21 protein-coding genes are annotated in these 18,699 nt (G+C 68.1%); 14 read left to right on the plus strand and 7 right to left on the minus strand.

Translation table 11 applies throughout. The features are described from left to right. Positions 1 to 204 precede the first annotated feature (204 nt). Positions 205 to 762, minus strand: a complete 558-nt coding sequence (locus tag PJ250_RS14125) for a C40 family peptidase (protein WP_271648657.1) — start codon at positions 760 to 762, stop codon at positions 205 to 207. Between the two features lie 77 nt (positions 763 to 839). Here PJ250_RS14125 and PJ250_RS14130 point away from each other — a divergent pair, with 77 nt between their 5' ends. The 3 genes from PJ250_RS14130 (at position 840) to gorA (ending at position 4,094) form a co-directional block, all read left to right on the plus strand. Beyond that, the gene (locus PJ250_RS14130) at positions 840 to 1,319 is read left to right on the plus strand and encodes an FKBP-type peptidyl-prolyl cis-trans isomerase (protein WP_271645211.1); all 480 of its coding nucleotides are present in this window, start codon (positions 840 to 842) and stop codon (positions 1,317 to 1,319) included. Positions 1,320 to 1,384: 65 nt separating this feature from the next. Next, entirely contained in the window at positions 1,385 to 2,656 is a 1,272-nt protein-coding gene (locus tag PJ250_RS14135) for a DUF418 domain-containing protein (RefSeq protein ID WP_271645212.1), read from the plus strand. A 76-nt stretch (positions 2,657 to 2,732) separates the two neighbouring features. Next, positions 2,733 to 4,094, plus strand: coding sequence for a glutathione-disulfide reductase (gene gorA, locus PJ250_RS14140; RefSeq protein WP_271645213.1), 1,362 nt, complete (start codon positions 2,733 to 2,735; stop codon positions 4,092 to 4,094). Between the two features lie 12 nt (positions 4,095 to 4,106). On the opposite strand, the gene PJ250_RS14145 is transcribed toward gorA, so the two are convergent. Beyond that, positions 4,107 to 4,976 (minus strand): LysR family transcriptional regulator, encoded by an 870-nt coding sequence (locus tag PJ250_RS14145; RefSeq protein ID WP_271648658.1) that lies wholly within the window; start codon positions 4,974 to 4,976, stop codon positions 4,107 to 4,109. A gap of 109 nt (positions 4,977 to 5,085) precedes the next feature. Here PJ250_RS14145 and PJ250_RS14150 point away from each other — a divergent pair, with 109 nt between their 5' ends. Next, positions 5,086 to 6,072: an alpha/beta hydrolase gene (locus PJ250_RS14150; protein WP_271645214.1), complete on the plus strand. Its 987-nt coding sequence runs from the start codon at positions 5,086 to 5,088 to the stop codon at positions 6,070 to 6,072. Between the two features lie 142 nt (positions 6,073 to 6,214). On the opposite strand, the gene PJ250_RS14155 is transcribed toward PJ250_RS14150, so the two are convergent. The 5 genes from PJ250_RS14155 to ccsA all read right to left on the minus strand — a co-directional run bounded on the left by PJ250_RS14155 (position 6,215) and on the right by ccsA (position 11,845). Continuing rightward, a complete protein-coding gene (locus PJ250_RS14155) occupies positions 6,215 to 7,801 on the minus strand; it encodes a DHA2 family efflux MFS transporter permease subunit (protein WP_271645215.1) in 1,587 nt (528 codons plus the stop codon). 10 nt (positions 7,802 to 7,811) lie between these two features. Next, positions 7,812 to 9,014: an HlyD family secretion protein gene (locus PJ250_RS14160; RefSeq protein ID WP_271645216.1), complete on the minus strand. Its 1,203-nt coding sequence runs from the start codon at positions 9,012 to 9,014 to the stop codon at positions 7,812 to 7,814. After that, on the minus strand, positions 9,011 to 10,486 hold the full coding sequence (locus tag PJ250_RS14165; RefSeq protein WP_271645217.1) for an efflux transporter outer membrane subunit: 1,476 nt from the start codon (positions 10,484 to 10,486) through the stop codon (positions 9,011 to 9,013). The genes PJ250_RS14160 and PJ250_RS14165 overlap by 4 nt, the downstream gene beginning before the upstream one ends. Before the next feature lie 2 nt (positions 10,487 to 10,488). Continuing rightward, positions 10,489 to 10,950, minus strand: a complete 462-nt coding sequence (locus PJ250_RS14170) for a MarR family winged helix-turn-helix transcriptional regulator (protein WP_271645218.1) — start codon at positions 10,948 to 10,950, stop codon at positions 10,489 to 10,491. A gap of 94 nt (positions 10,951 to 11,044) precedes the next feature. Continuing rightward, positions 11,045 to 11,845: a cytochrome C assembly family protein gene (gene ccsA / locus PJ250_RS14175; RefSeq protein ID WP_271645219.1), complete on the minus strand. Its 801-nt coding sequence runs from the start codon at positions 11,843 to 11,845 to the stop codon at positions 11,045 to 11,047. A gap of 109 nt (positions 11,846 to 11,954) precedes the next feature. On the opposite strand from ccsA, the gene ffh reads away from it, so the two are divergent. The 10 genes from ffh to PJ250_RS14225 all read left to right on the plus strand — a co-directional run bounded on the left by ffh (position 11,955) and on the right by PJ250_RS14225 (position 18,681). Next, positions 11,955 to 13,337, plus strand: a complete 1,383-nt coding sequence (gene ffh / locus PJ250_RS14180) for a signal recognition particle protein (RefSeq protein WP_271645220.1) — start codon at positions 11,955 to 11,957, stop codon at positions 13,335 to 13,337. A 7-nt stretch (positions 13,338 to 13,344) separates the two neighbouring features. Beyond that, complete coding sequence (locus PJ250_RS14185) at positions 13,345 to 14,415, plus strand: NAD(P)H-dependent flavin oxidoreductase (protein ID WP_271645221.1); 1,071 nt, start codon at positions 13,345 to 13,347, stop codon at positions 14,413 to 14,415. Next, entirely contained in the window at positions 14,412 to 15,212 is an 801-nt protein-coding gene (locus tag PJ250_RS14190) for an aminotransferase class IV (protein WP_271645222.1), read from the plus strand. Before PJ250_RS14185 ends, PJ250_RS14190 begins: the two co-directional genes overlap by 4 nt. A gap of 97 nt (positions 15,213 to 15,309) precedes the next feature. Then, positions 15,310 to 15,576 (plus strand): 30S ribosomal protein S16, encoded by a 267-nt coding sequence (gene rpsP / locus PJ250_RS14195; RefSeq protein ID WP_271645223.1) that lies wholly within the window; start codon positions 15,310 to 15,312, stop codon positions 15,574 to 15,576. A gap of 43 nt (positions 15,577 to 15,619) precedes the next feature. Further along, complete coding sequence (gene rimM / locus PJ250_RS14200) at positions 15,620 to 16,135, plus strand: ribosome maturation factor RimM (protein ID WP_271645224.1); 516 nt, start codon at positions 15,620 to 15,622, stop codon at positions 16,133 to 16,135. Positions 16,136 to 16,196: 61 nt separating this feature from the next. After that, positions 16,197 to 16,952 carry a tRNA (guanosine(37)-N1)-methyltransferase TrmD gene (trmD, locus tag PJ250_RS14205; protein WP_271645225.1) on the plus strand — a complete coding sequence of 252 codons (756 nt, stop codon included), beginning with the start codon at positions 16,197 to 16,199 and terminating at the stop codon, positions 16,950 to 16,952. A 170-nt stretch (positions 16,953 to 17,122) separates the two neighbouring features. Further along, the gene (gene rplS, locus PJ250_RS14210; protein WP_271645226.1) at positions 17,123 to 17,545 is read left to right on the plus strand and encodes a 50S ribosomal protein L19; all 423 of its coding nucleotides are present in this window, start codon (positions 17,123 to 17,125) and stop codon (positions 17,543 to 17,545) included. 125 nt (positions 17,546 to 17,670) lie between these two features. Then, a complete protein-coding gene (locus PJ250_RS14215) occupies positions 17,671 to 17,967 on the plus strand; it encodes a hypothetical protein (protein ID WP_271645227.1) in 297 nt (98 codons plus the stop codon). A 56-nt stretch (positions 17,968 to 18,023) separates the two neighbouring features. Further along, complete coding sequence (locus PJ250_RS14220) at positions 18,024 to 18,284, plus strand: hypothetical protein (RefSeq protein WP_271645228.1); 261 nt, start codon at positions 18,024 to 18,026, stop codon at positions 18,282 to 18,284. Next, positions 18,277 to 18,681: an Hsp15 family ribosome-associated heat shock protein gene (locus tag PJ250_RS14225; RefSeq protein ID WP_271645229.1), complete on the plus strand. Its 405-nt coding sequence runs from the start codon at positions 18,277 to 18,279 to the stop codon at positions 18,679 to 18,681. The genes PJ250_RS14220 and PJ250_RS14225 overlap by 8 nt, the downstream gene beginning before the upstream one ends. The last annotated feature ends 18 nt before the right edge of the window (positions 18,682 to 18,699 follow it).

Genomic DNA, 18,699 nt, shown 5'->3' on the forward strand with positions numbered 1-18,699 from the left:
CAGGATCAGGAGGGAAAGCGGACCTCGACGGAGTCGACGGGTGGTGAGCGGCAGGCCTGTCGGCAGGTCGTCGATCGTCACGGGCAGGTGAAGGTTTCGCGGCGGAAACTGGAGTTTGCCGTTAGACCGGGGTGAAAATGTTCAAACTCCGTTATAAAAATGCGAATCTCTAAGTGATTTCTGTCACATTTCTAGCTATCACGCCTAGTTAACAACGCGGCGCGCGCCGGTGTAGTGGTCGCGCCAGTAGGGTCCATCGAGCATATCCAGGCGGACGGTGCCTCCGGTACTCGGGGCGTGCACGAACCGGCCTTCGCCCACATAGATGCCGACGTGGCTGACGTTTCCGCGACTGCCAAAGAAGACCAGGTCGGCAGGTGCCAGCCGGTCTTCGGCGATCTTGGGGCCCTGGACCTGGGCCAGCTCTCGGGACGTCCGCGGCAGGCGCAGGTCGAGCATCTGTCGGTAGACATAGTTCACCAGGCCGCTGCAGTCGAAGCCGGACTCGGGCGTGTTGCCCCCATAGCGATACGGGGTGCCGACCAGCCCCAGGGCGCGCATCAGGACGTTGTTGACCGCGGCCGGATCGTTGACCTTGACGGTGGGCCAGGACTTGCCCGACGTGGACGGAGGAGGCTGGCGGACAACGGCGCGGTTGCTGCCGCACCCGGCCAGCAGCACGGCCAGGGCGATGGCGCCGGCCAAGGCCAATGGCATGGCTGGCAAGCGCCGGGGCGAGCCGGGATAATGGGCGGTCTTCATCGCAGTCATGTTGACCGCGCCTCCTGCGGCACACAAGCCGCTCCCCGCCGCGATCGCGGCCCATCCAAGAGTTTTCAATGAAAATCGCCAAAGACAGCGTCGTGCGTTTCCACTACACCGTTTCCGAGGTTGGCTCCGAGCCGCTGGAAAGCTCCAAGGACCGCGAGCCGCTGGCGATCCTCATTGGCCACGGCAACATCATCCCGGGCCTGGAGAACGCGATGATGGACAAGGAAGCCGGCGAGAGTTTCGGCGTGGATGTCGCTGCGGCGGAGGCCTACGGCGAGAAGCGCGACGGCCTGAGCCAGCGCGTGCCCAAGAAGCACTTCGGCGGGCAGAAGCTCAGCGTCGGCCAGCAGGTGGTCCTGCAGACCAACTTCGGACCGCGCGCGGTCACCATCCAGAAGGTGGGCATGAGCGTGGTCGACGTCGACCTCAACCATCCGATGGCGGGCAAGGACCTGCACTTCGACGTGGAGGTGGTGGAAGTGCGTGAGGCCTCGCCCGAGGAGCTCGAGCACGGCCACGTCCACGGTGACGGTGGTCACCATCACTGATCTGCATCCCCGCGATGCACCTGGCGGCCCGCATCCTGCGGGCCGTCTTCGTTTGCGGGCTGCCCATGACCGCGCGCGCTGACAACACACGTCTCGCAGCGCCGCTGACCGGGACTGCACGCGTGCCGGCGATGGACGCGCTGCGCGGACTGGCCTTGCTGGGCATCTTGTTGATGAACCTGGAGGGGATGGCCGGGCCGCCCGCCACGATGGCCAGCGGCGTCGACCCGGCCTTGCGCGGGCTGGATCACTGGGTCGACGCGGCGATCTATGTCCTGGTGCAGGGCAAGTTCATCGCCTTGTTCTCGCTTTTGTTCGGCGCCGGGTTCGCGGTGATGCAGGCGCGCGCCGAACGCGAGGGGTGGGCATTGGGACCGGTGTGGCTGCGTCGCTGCGCCGGGCTGCTGGGGATCGGATTGGCCCATGCGCTGCTGGTGTGGTCCGGCGACATCCTGGTGACCTATGCGCTCTGCGGGTTCGCCCTGCTGGCCTTCGGCGAAGTGCTGGGCGGGCTGCTGGCCTGGATCGGCGTGTTGCTGTTTCTTGCGCCGGCGGGCCTGTCTCTGGCGGTGGGCATGGCCCATCCGTGGCTATCGGGAGATCCGGCGTGGCAGCCGGCGGTGCAGGCCCAGGCCGCGCACGTGCAATCGCTCGCCGCCATGCAGGTCCGGGTCTATGGGCACGGTGGTTATCTGACTGCCGTCGCGCAGCGGTTACGAGACTTTGTCCAGACTCTGCAAGCCCTGCCGCTCAATGGCTTGCAGGTGTTCGGCCTGTTCCTGGTCGGGGCCTGGTTGCACAGGGTGGTAGCGCGACCGGCGGACTATCGCCGCGCCTTGGCCTGGATGCGTTACGGCGCGCTGCCGCTGGGGCTGGCGATGATGGGACTGTCGGTGATGCTCTCGCCATGGCTTGATCCGGGGCGCACCGATCCGGGCGTGTTCCTGGCCGCGGCGCTGGCGTCGGCGGCCGCGCTGCCCTGTTGCCTGGGCTATATCGGATGGTGCATGGCGGGGTTCGCCGTCCGCCCCACGCGCCTGGCGACATGGCTGGCTGCGGCGGGACGGCTAGCGCTGAGCAACTACCTGCTGCAGTCGTTGGTGTGCACCTGGGTGTTCTACGGGGCGGGCCTGGGGATGTTCGGCCTGGCGCGTCGATGGCAGCTTCCGTTTGCCGTGGCCCTGTTTGGCATGCAACTGCTGGCGAGCCGCTGGTGGGCGCGACGTGGTTGGCCGGGGCCCGCGGAATGGCTCCTGCGCCGGATCACCTACGGAGCCGCCGGGCTGCGTCAGGCCGGCTGGCCGGCACGCCGGCCTGACGCGCGGAAGACGCCTTGACGCGTCTTGCGGGAGAATCGACCGGCACCGGCGCGATGGCGCGGTGCGTCTTTTCCCTGCATTGGAGCGGTTCGGCATGACGCAAGACGACACCTATGACCTGATCGTGATCGGAGGTGGCTCTGGCGGGCTGGCCGGTGCCTTCCGTGCCGCCGAATACGGCGCCAGCGTGGCGATTCTGGAGCCAGGCGAACTGGGGGGGACCTGCGTCAATGTCGGCTGTGTGCCGAAGAAGGCCATGTGGTTGGCCGCGGAAATTGGCCGGCACATCGAGAAGGCCGCCACCCTTGGATTCAAGGTCCAGTCCGAAGCCCTCGACTGGCAGGAATTCATCGTCCATCGCCAGCGCTATATCGCCGGCATCCACGACAGCTATCGCCGGCGACTGGAGAAGTCCGGGATCATGCGCATCCCCACGCGGGGCACGCTGGTGCCCGGTGGGGTGCACTGCGAGGACGGGCTGGACCTCAAGGGACGCCACGTATTGATTGCGACCGGCGGGCGTCCGCACCGGCCTGCCATTCCTGGCGCGGAGCTGGGGATCGACTCCGATGGCTTCTTCAACCTGTGCGCGGCGCCAGAGCGCGTTGCGATCATCGGCGGTGGCTATGTCGCGGTGGAACTGGCCGGCGTGCTGCAGGCGCTGGGCAGTCAGGTGGAACTCTTCGTACGCGGGCCGTGCCTGCTGCAGAGCTTCGAGCGTGCTTTGAGCCTGCAGCTTGCCGAGAACCTGCGCCAGAGCGGCATCCGCCTGTTCTTCGAGACCGAGGTGACTGCGCTGGAGCGTGCGGGTGGCGATGCGGTCGATGTGATGACTGGCACTGGCCGGATGCCGGCGCCATATGACTGCGTCATCTTCGCGACCGGGCGGACGCCCAACACGGCGGGGCTGGGCCTGGAGCGGGTCGGGGTGCGCACCGGACCGACGGGGCATGTGGAGGTCGATGCGCGCCAGGACACCAGTGTTCAGGATATTCATGCCATCGGGGATGTCACCGCGCTGGGCGTGGACCTGACGCCGGTGGCGATCGCCGCCGCGCGCCGGCTGATGGATCGGCTCTTCGGCGGGCAGCCCGAAGCCCGGTTGGACTACGCCAACGTACCCAGCGTGGTGTTCTCGCATCCGCCGATGGGCAGTGTCGGTCTCAGTGAAAAGGAAGCCAGGGCCGAGCACGGCGACGATGCGGTGCAGGTGTTTTCCACGACCTTCCGGCCGATGCTCTCGGCCCTGGCCGACGAGTCTCAGCACAGCCTGTTCAAGCTGGTCTGTGTGGGGCCGGAGCGGCGCGTGGTCGGTGTGCACCTGATGGGGGAGAGCGCCGACGAGATCCTGCAGGGTTTCGCCGTGGCGGTGAAATTGGGAGCCACCCTGGACGACCTGCACGACACGGTGGCCATCCATCCGACCAGCGCCGAGGAGATCGTGCTGCTGCGCTAGGCTGCCGCCGCGCTACGTTTCGGGGCGCTGCGCCAGCAGCCATCTTCTGAATGCCGACATCGCCGGGGTGACCGGACGGCTCTTCAGCATCGCCAGCCAGTACGCGCCGGCGCTGACGCCGACGGGAAACGGCTGGACCAGGTGCCCGCTTTCGATCTCACGCGCGAACATGCCGGGCGGCACCAGCGCAACGCCATGTCCGTCGATAGCGGCCAGCGCCATCAGCGTCGACGCGTCGAAGACGGGGCCGCGCGGCGAGGCCGGGGCGCAACCGGCGGCCTGGAACCAGGCCGGCCAGTCCTGCGGCCGGTAGGAACGCAGCAGCGGCACGTCCTTCAGGTCCGCAGGTGTCCTCAACCGCGCCGCCATCGTGGGTGAGCACACTGGCGAAAGCGGCGCGTCGAGCAGGTGCTCGGCGTGCAGCCCATGCCAGGCGCCGTCGCCGAAGCGGATCGCGAAGTCCAAGCTTTCGCCCGCCACGTCCACGCGGTTGTTGTTGGTGAGCAGACGCAGGTCGATCAACGGATGCTGCGCTTCGAAATCGCGCAGGCGCGGCAACAGCCATCCCATCGCGAAGGTGCCCACCACGCTGACGGTCAGCACCTCGCGCCGGTGCCCGTGCTCGAACTGTTCCAGCAGTCGGCCCAGGCGCGCGAAGGTGTCGTTCAACGTCGGCACCAGCGCCAGGCCTTCGTCGGTGATGACCAGGCCCTTGGAGGTGCGCCGGAACAGGCGCACGCCGAGTCGGTCTTCGAGCGACTTGACCTGGTGGCTGATGGCTGCGGGCGTGACCGAGAGTTCGTCGGCGGCCAGGGTGAAGGACAGATGCCGCGCCGCGCTTTCGAAGGCCTTCAACGCGTTCAAGGACACCGCCGGGCCCATCGGGACATGAGATCTTCTTGAAGCTGCCAAGAGATAACATCCTTTGCGCGCGTACGGGGCGGATCAGACTATAGCGCCGACTTTTTTCTCATTCGGAAGGCGTCGGAACATGCATCGGATTGTGTATGGCGTTGTATGCGCAGCGGTTGTCTTTGGCTTGTCCGGCCGTGCGGCGTTGGCCGCGCCGCCCGATCCCTCCCCGAAAGAAGTCGCACGTGTCGAGGGATGGCAGGCGCCCGCGGGCACGACGCAGCTGCCCATCTGGCCGCATGCCGCGCCGGATCCGGAAGAGACCACGCGCAAGCCCGAGCGCGTGCTGACACGGGCCACGCCGGGCGCGCTCTCGGGGACCGTCTCGCAGGGCGTTTACGATGTCAGCGTCCCCACCATGACGGTCTACCCGCCGAAAGGGCGCAACACCGGCGCGGCCGTGGTGGTCTTTCCCGGCGGGGGATTCGTGATGCTGGCCATCACCCTGGAAGGCACCGAGATCTGCGACTGGATCACCTCCCGCGGCATGACCTGCATCCTGTCCAAGTACCGGGTCCCCGGTGGCAACCACCACTACGACAAGGACTGCAACTGCGCGCTCACGCCCAAGACGCCGTTCGCCCTGCAGGACGCACAGCGCACCATCCGCCTGGTGCGCGCACATGCGGCGCAGTGGCACGTCGATCCGGACAAGGTCGGCGTGATGGGCTTCTCGGCCGGCGGCTACCTGGTGGCGCAGACCAGCAATGTCTTCACGCCGAGCTATGCGGCCGTGGATGCGGCCGACAGGCTCAGCAGCCGTCCCGATTTTGCGATCGCGGCGTATCCGGGGCATCTGTGCCGCGACGGCAGGTTCGCGCCTGGCTTCAAGGTCACCGCGCGCACCACGCCGACCTTCCTGGTGCAGGACTGGGATGATCCGGTCGATGACATCTGCAACAGCACCCTCTATGCACGCGCGCTGGATCAGGCCGGCGTGCCCGCCGAAGTCCACCTGTTCGCCAAGGGCGGCCATGCCTTTGGCCTGCGTCCCTCCGGACATCCGGTCGTGCAGATGTGGCCGCGGCTGGTGGAGCACTGGCTGAAGGAGATCGGGATCCTGTGAGCGCAAGGCGGGACGCCTGGCTCGGCAATCAGGAAGCCGTCCTTCCCAGCTTCACGGAAACGACCACAGGAAATCTTGTCCGTGACTTCAACGACACAGGGCCGCATCGCTGCGGCCCTGTGTCGTTGGTGCTTGCGCGTGCTCAGTGGCCGCCGGCCGCCGCGCCGCCACCGGCCTTGGACGCGAACGGAGGCTTGGCCAGCCAGACGAACACGATGATGCCCAGGAAGATCCAGCCCAGCAGGTGGAAGACCTCGTTGAAGCCAATCTGCGCGGCCTGCTGGCTGATCATCTGGTTCAGCGCGACCGCGCCGGTCTGCAAATCCCCGTGGCCGAGACGGCTGACGGTTTGCTGCATGCCAGGGTCGTAGGCGTTGATGCTTTCGGTCAACTCGGCATGGTGGATGGTGATGCGCCGGTTCCAGATCCAGGTGGTCAGCGAAGCGGCGAAGCTGCCGCCCAAGGTGCGCACGAAGGTCGCAAGGCCAGAACCGGCCGCGATTTCGTGCGGCTCCAGGTCCGATAGCAGGATGGTCAGCACCGGCATGAAGAACAATGCCACGCCCAGGCCTTGCATCAGCTGCACCTCGGCCACCCGCCCGAAGTTGACGTCCAGGTTGAAGCCAGAACGCAGGAAGCTGGTGGAGGCCATGACGAAGAAGGCAAAGCTGGCCAGGATGCGCAGATCGAAGCGTGGGGCGTACTTGCCTACGAAGGGCGTCAGTAGCACGGGCAGGATGCCCAGTGGCGCCGAGGCAAACCCCGCCCAGAGCGCCGTATAGCCCAGGTTGCGCTGCAACCACAGCGGCACCAGCAGGCCGATGGCGAAGAACGCCGCGTAGCCGAACACCATCGCCAGCGTGCCGGCGGTGAAGTTGCGGTGGCGGAACAGGCGCAGGTTGACGATCGGATCCTTCTCGGTCATCTCCCAGATCACGAACACGATCAGCGAGATCACCGCCACGATGGTCAGCCACACGATCTTGGTCGAGTTGAACCAGTCTTCGTCGTTGCCCAAGTCCAGCATGATCTGCAGCGCGCCCACACCCAGGATCAGCGTGGCCAGGCCCATGTAGTCCATCTTGGGCTTTTCCAGGCGCTCGGGGCGACCCTTGAGCTGGCGTCCGACGACCACGCTGGCGAAGATGCCGATGGGAATGTTGATGAAGAAGATCCATTCCCAGCTGTAGTTGTCGGTGATCCAGCCGCCCAGGATCGGACCGGCGATCGGTGCCACGACCGTCACCATCGCCAGCAGGGCGATGGCTTGCCCGCGTTTTTGCGGTGGATAGATGGAGATCAGCAACGCCTGGGTCACCGGATACATTGGCCCGGCGACAAAACCCTGCACCGCGCGCGCCACGACCAGCAGTCCCATGGAGTTGGCGATGCCGCACAGGAACGAGGCCATCACGAAGGCCAGCGTGGCCCAGGTGAACAGCTTCACTTCACCGAAGCGGCGGGTCATGAAGCCGGTCAGCGGCAGAGCGATCGCATTGCTCACCGCGAACGAGGTGATTACCCACGTGGCCTGGTTGGCGCTGGCGCCCAGGTTGCCCGAGATCGTGGGCAGGGACACGTTGGCGATGGTGGTGTCGAGCACTTGCATGAACGAGGCAAGCGCCAGGCCGATCGTGGCCAGCACCATGTTCGGCGGGCGGAACGGTGCGGCCGCCGCCGGCTTGGGGGCGGCCGGTGGGCCGCCCGCGTCTTCGGCGATGGTGGACATCAGCGGGGTCTCAGTTCTTGGCCTGGGCCTGGTCGGGCAGGTTCTGCTCGATGATTGACTCGATCACCTGGTTGGCGTCGGCCAGTTGCTTCTCGTAGGCCGAGGTCGTCATCAGCGGCTTGGCGTTGGCCGCGCGCGCCGGGGCCAGCACCGTGCCGTCCTGATCGTGCAGGTCGACGTTCACGTCCATGCTCAGGCCGATGCGCAGCGGGTGCTCGCGCAACTGCTTGGGATCCAGGGTGATCTTGACCGGCACGCGCTGGACGATCTTGATCCAGTTGCCGCTGGCGTTCTGCGCCGGCAACAGCGAGAACGCGCTGCCAGTGCCCAGCCCCAGGCTGTCGACCTTGCCTTCATAGGTGACGTCGCCGCCGTACAGGTCGGCGTGCACTTCCACCGGCTGGCCGATGCGCATCTTGCCCAGCTGGGTTTCCTTGAAGTTGGCTTCCACCCAGACCTGGTCGATCGGGACGATGGTCATCAGCGTGGTGCCGGGCTGGACCTGCTGGCCCAGCTGCACGCGGCGCTGGGCCACGTAGCCGGACACCGGGGCGACGATGGCGGTGCGCTGCAGGTTGAGATAGGCCTGGCGCAGCTGCGAGGCGGCAGCCTGCACCTGCGGGGTCTTGCTCACCGTGGTGGAGTCCACCAGCGCGCGGCTGCGCTGCAGGTTGCCACGCGAACCGCCCAGGGCCGCCTCGGCCGAGGCCAGCACGTCACGGGCATGGGCCAGTTCCTCGCGCGAGACCGCGCCGGTGGCGACCAGGCCTTCGCGACGCTTGACGTCGGCGCGGGCCTGTTCGACGGCGACCTGGCGGGCGCGCAGGTCGGACTCGCCGGACTGGACGTTGCTGAACAGACCGCGCACCTGGCGCACGGTTCCGGCCAGGTTGGCCACGGCCTGGTCGTAGGCGACCTGGGCGTCGTTGGGGTCCAGGTGGACCAGCGCCTGGCCGGCTTCGACCTTCATGCCGTCGTCGGCGTCGATGCTCACCACCGTGCCGGTGGCCTGCGGGACGATGGAGACGATGTTGCCGTCGACATAGGCGTCGTCGGTGCCCTGATGCCAGCGGCCGTACAGCAGTTCGTAAGCCAGCCAGGCCGCGCCTGCGACGATCACCACCAGCAGCAGGATCAGCAGGGCGCGCTTGCGGTTGCTCTTCTTCGGCGGCTGGGCGCCGGCCGGTGCGGAGGGTTGGGTCTGCGTGTTCATGGCGTGGTTTCGGCGGTCATAGTGGAAGAGGAGGCGGTCAGCGGCAGGCCGCCACCGAGCGCCTGGTCGAGGTCGACCACGGCGGTGTAGCGCTGGGCCTGCAGGCCGGCCAGTTGCTGTTCGAGCTGGAGCAGTGGGCGCTGGGCGTTGAGCACGTCCAGCTGGGTGCCCAGCCCGGCCTTGTAGCGGCTGGAGGCCAGGTCATAAGCCTTGCGCGCGGCGTCGCGGGCCTCGGTCACCGAGCGGGTCTGCGCGTCCAGCGAGCGGGCGGCCTGCACCGCGTCGGCGACTTCATGCATGGCACCGACCAGGCTCTGGTTGTAGCTGGCCACGGCCAGGTCGTACTGGGCATCGGCGTTGTCCAGGTTGGCGCGCAGACGGCCGCCGTCGAAGATCGGCAGGCTGATCGCCGGGCCGCCCAGGCCCAGCACCGCATCGCTGTCGAACAGGTCCGACAGGCTGGAAGAGGCCAGGCCGACGATCGCACTGAGGTTCACGCTGGGCTTGAAGGCGGCCTTGCGGGCGTCGACGCCACGGCTGGCGGCTTCCACGCGCCAACGTGCGGCGACCACGTCGGCGCGGTGGCCCAGCAGTTCGCTGGGCAGCACGCCGGGGACGGCCGGCGCGGGGGCCTGGAGCAATTGCGGCCGGGCGATGGACAGACCGCGGTCCGGGCCCTTGCCCAGCAGCGCGGCCAGGGCGTTACGCAGCGCGTCGATGCGCTGCTGCGCGGCCTGCGCCTGCTGGCGCGCGCCGGCGATCGTGCTCTCGGCCTGGCGCAGCTGCAGATCGTTGTCCAAGCCGGCGTCCACACGCTGCTGGCTCAACGCGCGCAGGTGACTGGCGCGCTGCTGCTCGCGCTGGGCCACATCCAGCAACTCGAACGCGTCGGACAGGGAGATGTAAGTGCGGGCGATGTTGGCCGAAAGCGTCAGGCGCGCGGCCTGCGCGTCGACCTCTGCCGCCTTGGCCTGGCCCACGGCCGATTCCCACGCCGCGCGCTGCCCGCCCCACAGGTCGGGCGCCCACTTGAAGTTGAGCATCAGGACGTTGGCCCACATCACGTCGCCGCCGATCTCCGAGCCGACCAGACCCTTTGGCAACTGCACGCCGCTGTACTCGCCGGTGGCGTCCAGGGTGGGCTTGCGCGCCGCATCGGCCGCGCCGACCTGCGCCTGCGCCTGGCGCAGACGGGCATCGGCGGCGGTCAGCGAGGGGCTGCCCTGCAGGGCTTCGCCGATCAGGCTGTCCAACTGCGGGTCGCCCAGGGCCTTCCACCACTGCTGGTCGGGAAAGGCGGCGCTGCTGTAGGCGGCATCGCCCAGGGACTTGCTGGCGCTGAGGGTATTGGCGTCGATGGGTTGGCCGGTCGTGGACAGGCCATGCGTGCTGGCGCAGCCGGCCAGGGCCAGCGCACAGGCCAGCGACACGGTAAGCCTGGCGGGCAGGCGCGTGGAGACGGGCGTGGACATGGTCAATCGATCTCGGAGGTAAGGTTGTCGCGTGCCTGCTCGAGCAGGCGCATCAGTTCGCTGGATTCGGCCTCGGTCATGCCGGCCGTTGCGCGTTCGAGCACGCGCTCCCCGCACTGCTGGATGTCTTTCCAGATGCCCACGCCCGCGTCCGTCAGATGGATGTGCAGGGCGCGGCGATCGCCGGGGTCGGCCTGGCGCACGACCAGGCCGCGGGCTTCCAGGCGGTCAAGCAGGCGGGTCATGGCGCCGGGATGGACTTCAGCCACGCGGGCCAGGTCGGTCACGCTCGCCATGCCATCAGCGAGCTTCTTGATGGTGATGAACTGGCTGAAGGTCAGGTCGTGGCCGGTCTGGGCCAGTTCCTTCTCCAGGACCGCCCAGATTCCATCGCGGACCTGGCGGATCAGTAAGCCCAGCGAGGAGCCGCTGGCCGGTGTGCAGATGACGGGACGGCGCTTCATGGCGCGGCATGATCCGCGCACACGAAATATTTGTCAATGCAAATATTGTTTCAGCAATGGAATGACGCGTCGCGGCATTCTGCTGACAGAACGGTCAGCTTCCCACGGTGCGATGCAGGATCAGTTCCAGCACCGCCTTGCTGCCGAAAAAGGCGAGCACCAGCAGGGCCATGGCGGTCAGGGTCCAGCCCACGGCCGTGGCCCCGCGCCAGCCCCTGCGCCAGCGGCCCAGCAACAGGCCGCCAAAGGCCAGCCAGGACAGTACGCTGAGGACCGTCTTGTGGATCAGGTGCTGGGCGAAGAGGTTTTCGACGAACACCGTGCCGGTCAGCAGGACGGCGGTGAGCAGGACGAAGCCCACGGTGATCGTGCGGAACAGCAGGGTTTCCAGCTCGGTCAGCGGCGGCAGCGCGCGCAGCCAGGCATTGAAGGCGCGCCGGCGCAGGGCGCGCTCCTGTACCCACAGCATGATCGCCAGGACCGCCGCAATGCCCAGGGTGGCGTAGGCCAGCAGCGCCAGCCACGCATGCAGTTGCAGGCGCCAGTCCAAGGGCGGCGAGGGGCGATGCCCATACGCGTGGTAGGCGGCCAGCATCAGGGCCGCCAGCGGAAAGGCGACCACGCCCACGGTGGCCATCCGGCTGCGGGTGGCGAACACCGTTGTCACCGCGGCCATGCCCAGGGCGACCAGCGAGAGCGCGGAGAAGAAGTGCATGTCCGGGCCGCCCGGGGTCTGCCAGGCAATCCACAGGTGGTAGCCGGCATGCAGCGCGATGGCGGCCAGGGCCGGCCAGCGCCAGGTGCGCCCGGGCCCGGCGACATCGGTGCCCACCGTGCGCACGAGCAGGAAGGTGGCCAGCAGATAAAGGAGGATGGACGGTGCGATGAATCCCATCGCGCAAGTGTCTCACGCGTCTGCCGCTTTCCGATGCGGCGCGGGGCGCCGGATGGGGTCTGCCTTGGCGGATATACTGCGCGCCCGCTTTTTCTCTCCGGTCGTTGCCATGTTCGAATCCCTGACCCAGCGCCTGTCCGGCACCATCGAACGCCTGCGTGGCCGTGGTCGCCTGACCGAGGAAAACATCCGCGAGGCCACCCGCGAAGTGCGCATCGCACTTCTGGAGGCCGATGTGGCCCTGCCGGTGGTCCAGGCCCTGGTCGAACGCATCAAGGTGCGCGCGGTCGGCCAGGAAGTGCTCAAGTCGCTGACCCCGGGCCAGGCCCTGATCAAGATCGTGCGCGACGAGCTGACCGCGGTCATGGGTTCGGCCGCCACCGACCTGAACCTCAATGTCCCGGCCCCGGCGGTGATCCTGATGGCCGGCCTGCAGGGCGCGGGCAAGACCACCACGGTCGGCAAGCTGGCCAAGCACCTGAAGGAAAAGCGCAAGAAGAAGGTCATGGTGGTCTCGGCCGACGTCTACCGCCCGGCCGCCATCGAACAGCTCAAGGCGCTGGCCCAGCAGGTCGACGTGCCGTTCTTCCCGTCCGAGGCCTCGCAGAAACCCGAGGACATCGTCCGCGCCGCCATCGACGATGCGCGCAAGTCCTTCATCGATGTGCTCATCGTCGATACCGCCGGCCGCCTGGCGATCGACGAGGCGATGATGTCCGAGATCAAGGCCCTGCACGCGGCGGTCAAGCCGGTGGAGACCTTGTTCGTGGTCGACTCGATGACCGGCCAGGACGCGGCGACCACCGCCAAGGCGTTCTCCGAAGCATTGCCGCTGACCGGCGTGGTGCTGACCAAGACCGACGGCGACGCCCGTGGCGGTGCCGCGCTGAGCGTGCGCTACATCACCGGCAAGCCGATCAAGTTCATCGGCGTGGGCGAAAAGCCCGATGGCCTGGATGTGTTCCATCCCGAGCGCGTGGCCAGCCGCATCCTGGACATGGGCGATGTGCTGTCGCTGGTCGAGCAGGTCGAGGGCCAGGTCGACAAGGACAAGGCGCAGAAGCTGGCCGAGAAGGTCGCCAAGGGCAAGAAGTTCGACCTCAACGACATGCGCGACCAGCTCGAGCAGATGCAGGGCATGGGCGGCATCGGTGCGTTGATGGACAAGCTGCCCGGCCTGGGCCAGGTGCCCGAGCATCTCAAGGCGCAGGTCGCCGGCAACAAGGAAGTGCCGCGCATGATCGCCATCATCAACTCGATGACCAAGAAGGAGCGCCGCAACCCGGCACTGCTCAATGGCTCGCGGCGTGCCCGCATCGCCAAGGGCTCGGGCACCCAGCCCTCCGACGTGAACAAGCTGATGAAGCAGTACACGCAGATGGAAAAGATGATGGGCAAGCTGGGCCGCGGCGGCATGAAGGGCATGATGCGCGGCATGAAAGGCATGATGGGGGCCATGGGCGGCGGCCGCGGCGGCCTGCCATTCCGTTGAGCGCCTGATGACCTCGGCCGCACGCCTGCGATCGCAGGCCTTCTGCGCAAGGTTCGGCCTGCAACTGCCGGTGCTGTTGGCGCCGATGGCCGGGGCCTGTCCGGTGGCGCTTTCCGCCGCGCTGGCCAATGCCGGCAGCATGGGCGCGATGGGCGCGGTGCTGTCCGCGCCGCAGGACATCGGGGCCTGGATGGAGGCATTCCGTAGTCAGTCCGACGGCCTGGCACAGGTCAATCTGTGGGTGCCGGACGCACGGCCTGTGCGCGATGCCGAAGCCGAGGCTGCCGTGCGCGCGCTGCTGGTGCAGTGGGGACCGGACGTACCCGCCAGTGCGGGCGATGCGCGGCCTGCGGATTTCGATGCGCAATTCGAGGCCGTGCTGGCGGCGCGTCCGCAAGTGCTGTCCACGATCATGGGCGTGCTCACGCCCCCCCAGGTGAGGGCGCTGAAGGCTGCCGGCATCGCCTGGTTCGCCACCGCAACGACGCTGACCGAGGCGCGGTTGGCGCAGGACGCTGGCGCCGATGCGGTGGTGGCCCAGGGATTCGAGGCCGGCGGCCATCGCGGCGCCTTCGATCCGGCCGCCGCCGAGCACCAACTGGTCGGCCTGTTTGCCCTGGTGCCGCGCCTGGCCGATGCACTGTCGATTCCGGTGATCGCCGCCGGAGGCATCGCCGACGGGCGCGGCATCGCCGCTGCGCTGACCTTGGGGGCGAGCGCTGCGATGGTCGGTACCGCGTTCCTGCGCACGCCGGAGGCCGCGATCGCCCCGGCCTGGGCGCAGGCCCTGGCCGACACCGAGCCGCAGGACACGTGGCCGACGCGGGCGTTTTCCGGTCGGCTGGGGCGCTCGGTGGCCACTGCCTACGTGCGTGCGGCTGCGGCCATCGACGCGCCGTTGCCCGCGCCATACCCCGTGCAGCGCGGGCTGACCGCCGCGATGCGCAAGCAGGCGGTGGCCGAGGACCGGCTAGATGCCCTGCAGGCCTGGGCCGGGCAATCCGCCTGGGCGGCCCAGGCGCGGCCGGCGGCCGAGCTGCTGCACGCATGGTGGGCGCAGGCCGACGCGCTGCTGTGACCACGCCTCGCCTGACGCTCGACGGGCATCCCGTGTCGGCCGAGCACCTGCGCGCGCTGGCGCAGCACAACTATGGTCACTTCACTGCTTTCTGCGCGCGCGAAGGCGCCGTGCAGGGCCTGGACCTGCATCTGGCGCGCCTGCGGGAGGGGCAGGCCGCCCTGTTCGATGCGCCGTTCGACGAGGCTGCCTTGCGCACCCAGCTGCGCGCGGCCCTGGCGGGTACCGAGCTGGTGTCGGTGCGTGTGACCGGCTTCGCACGCGATTTCGATCATCGTGATCCGCTGCGGCCAGTGGTGCCCGAGTGGCTGATTTCGGTCACGCCCGTCGGGGCAATCGCGCCTGCTCGACCCGTGAGGCTCAAGTCCTACGCCTTCGTGCGTCCGCTCCCGCAGATCAAGCACGTGGCGACCTTCCCGCTGTTCCACTATCGCCGACAGGCGCGGCTGGCAGGCGCGGACGATGCATTGTTCGTCGAGGGCGCCGGAGCGGCGGTGGTGGAAGGCTCGGTCTGGAATATCGGCTTCTGGGACGGGTCCGGCGTGCTGTGGCCGCAGGGTCCGGCCTTGCGAGGGACCTGTGAGGGCTTGCTGCAACGTGGGCTGGAGGGCTTGGGGGTCCCGCAGCGTCACGCCCGGGTGACCTTGGATCAAGCGCGGACCCTGGCGGCGTTCACGGCCAATGCCAATGGCTGTGCGCCGGTCGCCTCGATCGACGATCAGGCATTGCCCGCAGCGCCGACACTGCACGACCTGCTGGCCCGGGCGTTGGAGACCCAGCCCTGGGAGCGGCCCTGACCTGGCGTCCGATGCGGGTTTGCGCGACGCGCGCGGCCCGCTATACTTACCGGCTTACCGCGCCATCCTGGCGACTGGGCAACACCGAGAGCACACCATGGTCAAGATCCGCCTTACCCGCGGCGGCGCCAAGAAGCGCCCCTTCTACCACATCATCGTCACCGACGTGCGCAGCGCGCGCGACGGCCGCAACATCGAGCGCGTGGGTTACTACAACCCGGTCGCCCAGGGCGCCGAGCCCCGCATCGTGCTGGACATCGCACGCGTCGACCATTGGGTCGGCCAGGGCGCCCAGCTGACCGACAAGGTCCGTAACCTGTACAAGGAAGCGGGCAAGCTCGCGACCGCCCAGGCTTCGGCCTGATCGCGCCTCGGCCGCGACCTGCTCGCGGCCGGCTGCTTCTCCCATGAGTGAGAACACGACGCGCCGCATCCTGCTGGGCAGGGTGGTCGGCGCGTTTGGCGTGCGTGGCCAGGTCAAGGTCGAGTCCTGGACCGAGCCGCGTGAAACGATCTTCCGCTATCAGCCCTGGACCCTGCGCGATGCCGCGGGGCGCGAGCGCGAGGTCTCCGGCGTGCGTGGCAAGCCCTCTGGCAAGCATCTGATCGCCAGCTTTCCCGGTGTCGAGGACCGCGACGCGGTCGAGGCGCTGGTCGGGCTGGAGATCTCGGTGCCGCGCAGCGCGCTGCCGCCGCCCAAGCCCGATGAGTATTACTGGGTCGACCTGGAAGGCCTGCGCGTCCTCAATGCCGACGGCCGTGACTTCGGCACCGTCTCGCACCTGTTTTCGACCGGTGCCAACGACGTGCTGGTGGCCCGGGGGGACAAGGAGCGCCTGATTCCCTTCGTCGAGCCGGACTTCGTCCACGGGGTGGATTTCGACGCGGGCGTGGTAAGAGTGGACTGGGACCCGGACTTCTGAAGAGCGCGTGGTCGGCTGCGGTTGGCCATACTCGCCTGTGAAGCCGCCGCATTTTCCGCCCATGCGCATCGACGTCATCAGCCTGTTCCCCGAGTTCATCGACCAGAGCACCGGCTTCGGTGTCGTTGGGCGCGCGCGCGAGCGCGATCTGCTCCAGGTGCAGGGCTGGAATCCGCGCGACTACGCGACCGGCAACTATCGGCGCGTGGACGATCGCCCTTTCGGCGGCGGGCCGGGCATGGTGATGCTGATCGAGCCGCTGCGGGCCTGTCTGGACCAGGCGCGCCTGGCCGATCCCGCGCCGGCCCCGGTGATCTATCTCAGCCCGCAGGGACGTCCGCTGACCCAGGCGCGCGTGCGCGAGCTGGCCACGCTGCCGCGCATGATCCTGTTGTGCGGGCGCTACGAGGGCGTGGACGAGCGCTTCCTGGCCCACGAGGTCGATGAGGAGATCTCCATCGGCGACTACGTGCTGTCCGGCGGCGAGTTGGGTGCGGCGGTGCTGATCGACGCGGTCGCGCGCCTGCGCGAGGGCGTGCTCAACGATGCCGAGTCCGCGGCGCAGGACAGTTTCGAGGGCGAGGGGGGCTTGCTGGACTGTCCGCACTACACCCATCCGGCCAGCCACGCCTGGGGCGAGGTACCGGACGTGCTGCGTTCGGGCAACCACGCGGCCATCGCGCGCTGGCGCCGGCAGCAGTCGCTGGGCAGGACCTGGCTGCGACGCCCAGACCTGCTGGACGAGGCGGCGCTGTCGCGCGCCGACCGCAAGCTGCTGGAGGCGTTCCGGGCCGAGCGGCAGGCGTCCGGCGACTGAGCCTTTCCTCAGCTAGCTTTCGCGCGGGGAAGTGTTCTAGAATACGCGGTTCCTGCGACCAGTCTGGTCACGGGTGCCACATAAAAACGATCGTGCGGCGCAATCCTGCGACCGCATCAGTGCCGCTGTCGAATCCGACACACCCACCCGAACATAGAATCGGTGCCACCATGAGCAAGTTGAACAAGTCCATCATCGCGGAGTTCGAGTCCGCCCAGATTTCCCGCGAGCTGCCGCAGTTCAGCCAGGGTGACACCGTCGTCGTCAATGTGAAGGTGAAGGAAGGCAACCGCGAGCGCGTGCAGGCCTACGAAGGCGTGGTCATCGCCAAGAAGAACGCCGGCCTGAACTCCGCCTTCACCGTGCGCAAGATCTCGCACGGCTACGGCGTCGAGCGCGTCTTCCAGACCCACAGCGCGACCATCGACTCGGTCGAAGTCAAGCGCCGCGGCAAGGTCCGCGCCGGCAAGCTGTACTACCTGCGTGGCCTGCAGGGCAAGGCTGCCCGCATCAAGGAAGACCTGGCCGCCGCCGCTGCCGCCAAGGTCGCCCGCCAGGCCGCCGCTGCCGAGGCCGCCAAGTCCGCCGAATAAGGCGACGGCCATCGGCTGCGATGCAGCCGCGCTATGCTCGGAACCCGGCGCAAGCCGGGTTTCGTGTTTTCCGGGCCCGGGTTTGCGTCTGTTCGCGGACATGACCAGCACGAAGGAGAAGCGCGATGCCACGGAAGCTCCATGCAATCGGCGGTCTTGGGTTATCGGCATGCCTGGCTTGGCTGGCGGGCTGCGCCAGCACCCCAGGACTGGATGGCTCCACGCTGTCCTACGAATGCCAGCAGCAGGCGCAGCTGGCCGCCAACCAGCCACCGTTTCCGGACCAGATCCGCGATGGCAAGCACGGACAGGACTTCGAGCAGGGCCTCCGCGATGCACGCATGACCCAGGCCTGCCAGCACGATGTCGACGCACAGGCGCCGCATGCCGAAATCCACTTCGGCGGCAGTGCAGGAACATGAGTTTCACGCGACCAGGCGCTGACTGGGCGAGTCGATTTCCACGGAGGACGCACCCGATGAAACTGCAGGGAACCCTGCTTGCGACGGCGCTGCTGCTGTCGGCCTGTGCCAGCGACCCCGGGCGCGAGGACATGACGGCGGTACGGCCTGCCGACCGGCCCGAATGCCAGCTTGCGTCGTCCTCGTCCGCCAATGCCCTGGCGCGTGGCAACACGGCATCGATGGTGCGCGACCCCTGCCATCCCGACGAATCGATCGACCTCACGCCCCGCCCGCGGGACACGATCAAACCCGACTTCTCAGGAACGCATGACTGAAACGCCCGCAACCCCGTCGGTACGCCTGGATGTCTGGCTCTGGGCGGCCCGCTTCTACAAGACCCGCGCCCTGGCCAAGGACGCGGTGACCCTGGGCAAGGTCGAACTGGGCGGCCAGCGGGCCAAGCCCTCGCGCACGGTGCGCGTCGGAGACGCGCTGCTGGTGCAACGCGGCGAGGAACGCTTCGAGATCGCCGTGCGCGGATTGTCCGACCAGCGCGGGCCTGCGCCCGTGGCCCAGGCGCTGTACGAGGAAAGCCCGGAGTCTCAACAGCGGCGAGCCGAGGCGCGCGCGCTGCGTGCCGCGCAGCGCACCGGTTACCGGCCGCCGGAGACCAAGCCGGACAAGCGCGCGCGGCGGCTCATCCAGGCGCTTGGGGATATCGACGCGCTCTAAGGTCTGTCGCCGCGCGGG

The sequence above is a fragment of the Pseudoxanthomonas sp. JBR18 genome (genome assembly GCF_028198165.1).
Taxonomy (GTDB): domain Bacteria; phylum Pseudomonadota; class Gammaproteobacteria; order Xanthomonadales; family Xanthomonadaceae; genus Pseudoxanthomonas_A.

Bases quoted from the DNA above. Each gene is read 5' to 3' on its own strand.
- PJ250_RS14225 (WP_271645229.1), top strand. From the start codon at position 18,277: ATGACTGAAACGCCCGCAACCCCGTCGGTACGCCTGGATGTCTGGCTC.
- PJ250_RS14160 (WP_271645216.1), bottom strand. From the start codon at position 9,014: ATGAACACGCAGACCCAACCCTCCGCACCGGCCGGCGCCCAGCCGCCG.
- PJ250_RS14130 (WP_271645211.1), top strand. From the start codon at position 840: ATGAAAATCGCCAAAGACAGCGTCGTGCGTTTCCACTACACCGTTTCC.
- PJ250_RS14215 (WP_271645227.1), top strand. From the start codon at position 17,671: ATGCCACGGAAGCTCCATGCAATCGGCGGTCTTGGGTTATCGGCATGC.
- rplS (WP_271645226.1), top strand. From the start codon at position 17,123: ATGAGCAAGTTGAACAAGTCCATCATCGCGGAGTTCGAGTCCGCCCAG.
- PJ250_RS14125 (WP_271648657.1), bottom strand. From the start codon at position 762: ATGAAGACCGCCCATTATCCCGGCTCGCCCCGGCGCTTGCCAGCCATG.
- rimM (WP_271645224.1), top strand. From the start codon at position 15,620: ATGAGTGAGAACACGACGCGCCGCATCCTGCTGGGCAGGGTGGTCGGC.
- PJ250_RS14185 (WP_271645221.1), top strand. From the start codon at position 13,345: ATGACCTCGGCCGCACGCCTGCGATCGCAGGCCTTCTGCGCAAGGTTC.
- PJ250_RS14170 (WP_271645218.1), bottom strand. From the start codon at position 10,950: ATGAAGCGCCGTCCCGTCATCTGCACACCGGCCAGCGGCTCCTCGCTG.
- gorA (WP_271645213.1), top strand. From the start codon at position 2,733: ATGACGCAAGACGACACCTATGACCTGATCGTGATCGGAGGTGGCTCT.
- PJ250_RS14145 (WP_271648658.1), bottom strand. From the start codon at position 4,976: ATGGGCCCGGCGGTGTCCTTGAACGCGTTGAAGGCCTTCGAAAGCGCG.
- rpsP (WP_271645223.1), top strand. From the start codon at position 15,310: ATGGTCAAGATCCGCCTTACCCGCGGCGGCGCCAAGAAGCGCCCCTTC.
- PJ250_RS14220 (WP_271645228.1), top strand. From the start codon at position 18,024: ATGAAACTGCAGGGAACCCTGCTTGCGACGGCGCTGCTGCTGTCGGCC.
- PJ250_RS14135 (WP_271645212.1), top strand. From the start codon at position 1,385: ATGACCGCGCGCGCTGACAACACACGTCTCGCAGCGCCGCTGACCGGG.
- trmD (WP_271645225.1), top strand. From the start codon at position 16,197: ATGCGCATCGACGTCATCAGCCTGTTCCCCGAGTTCATCGACCAGAGC.
- ffh (WP_271645220.1), top strand. From the start codon at position 11,955: ATGTTCGAATCCCTGACCCAGCGCCTGTCCGGCACCATCGAACGCCTG.
- PJ250_RS14150 (WP_271645214.1), top strand. From the start codon at position 5,086: ATGCATCGGATTGTGTATGGCGTTGTATGCGCAGCGGTTGTCTTTGGC.
- PJ250_RS14155 (WP_271645215.1), bottom strand. From the start codon at position 7,801: ATGTCCACCATCGCCGAAGACGCGGGCGGCCCACCGGCCGCCCCCAAG.
- PJ250_RS14165 (WP_271645217.1), bottom strand. From the start codon at position 10,486: ATGTCCACGCCCGTCTCCACGCGCCTGCCCGCCAGGCTTACCGTGTCG.
- ccsA (WP_271645219.1), bottom strand. From the start codon at position 11,845: ATGGGATTCATCGCACCGTCCATCCTCCTTTATCTGCTGGCCACCTTC.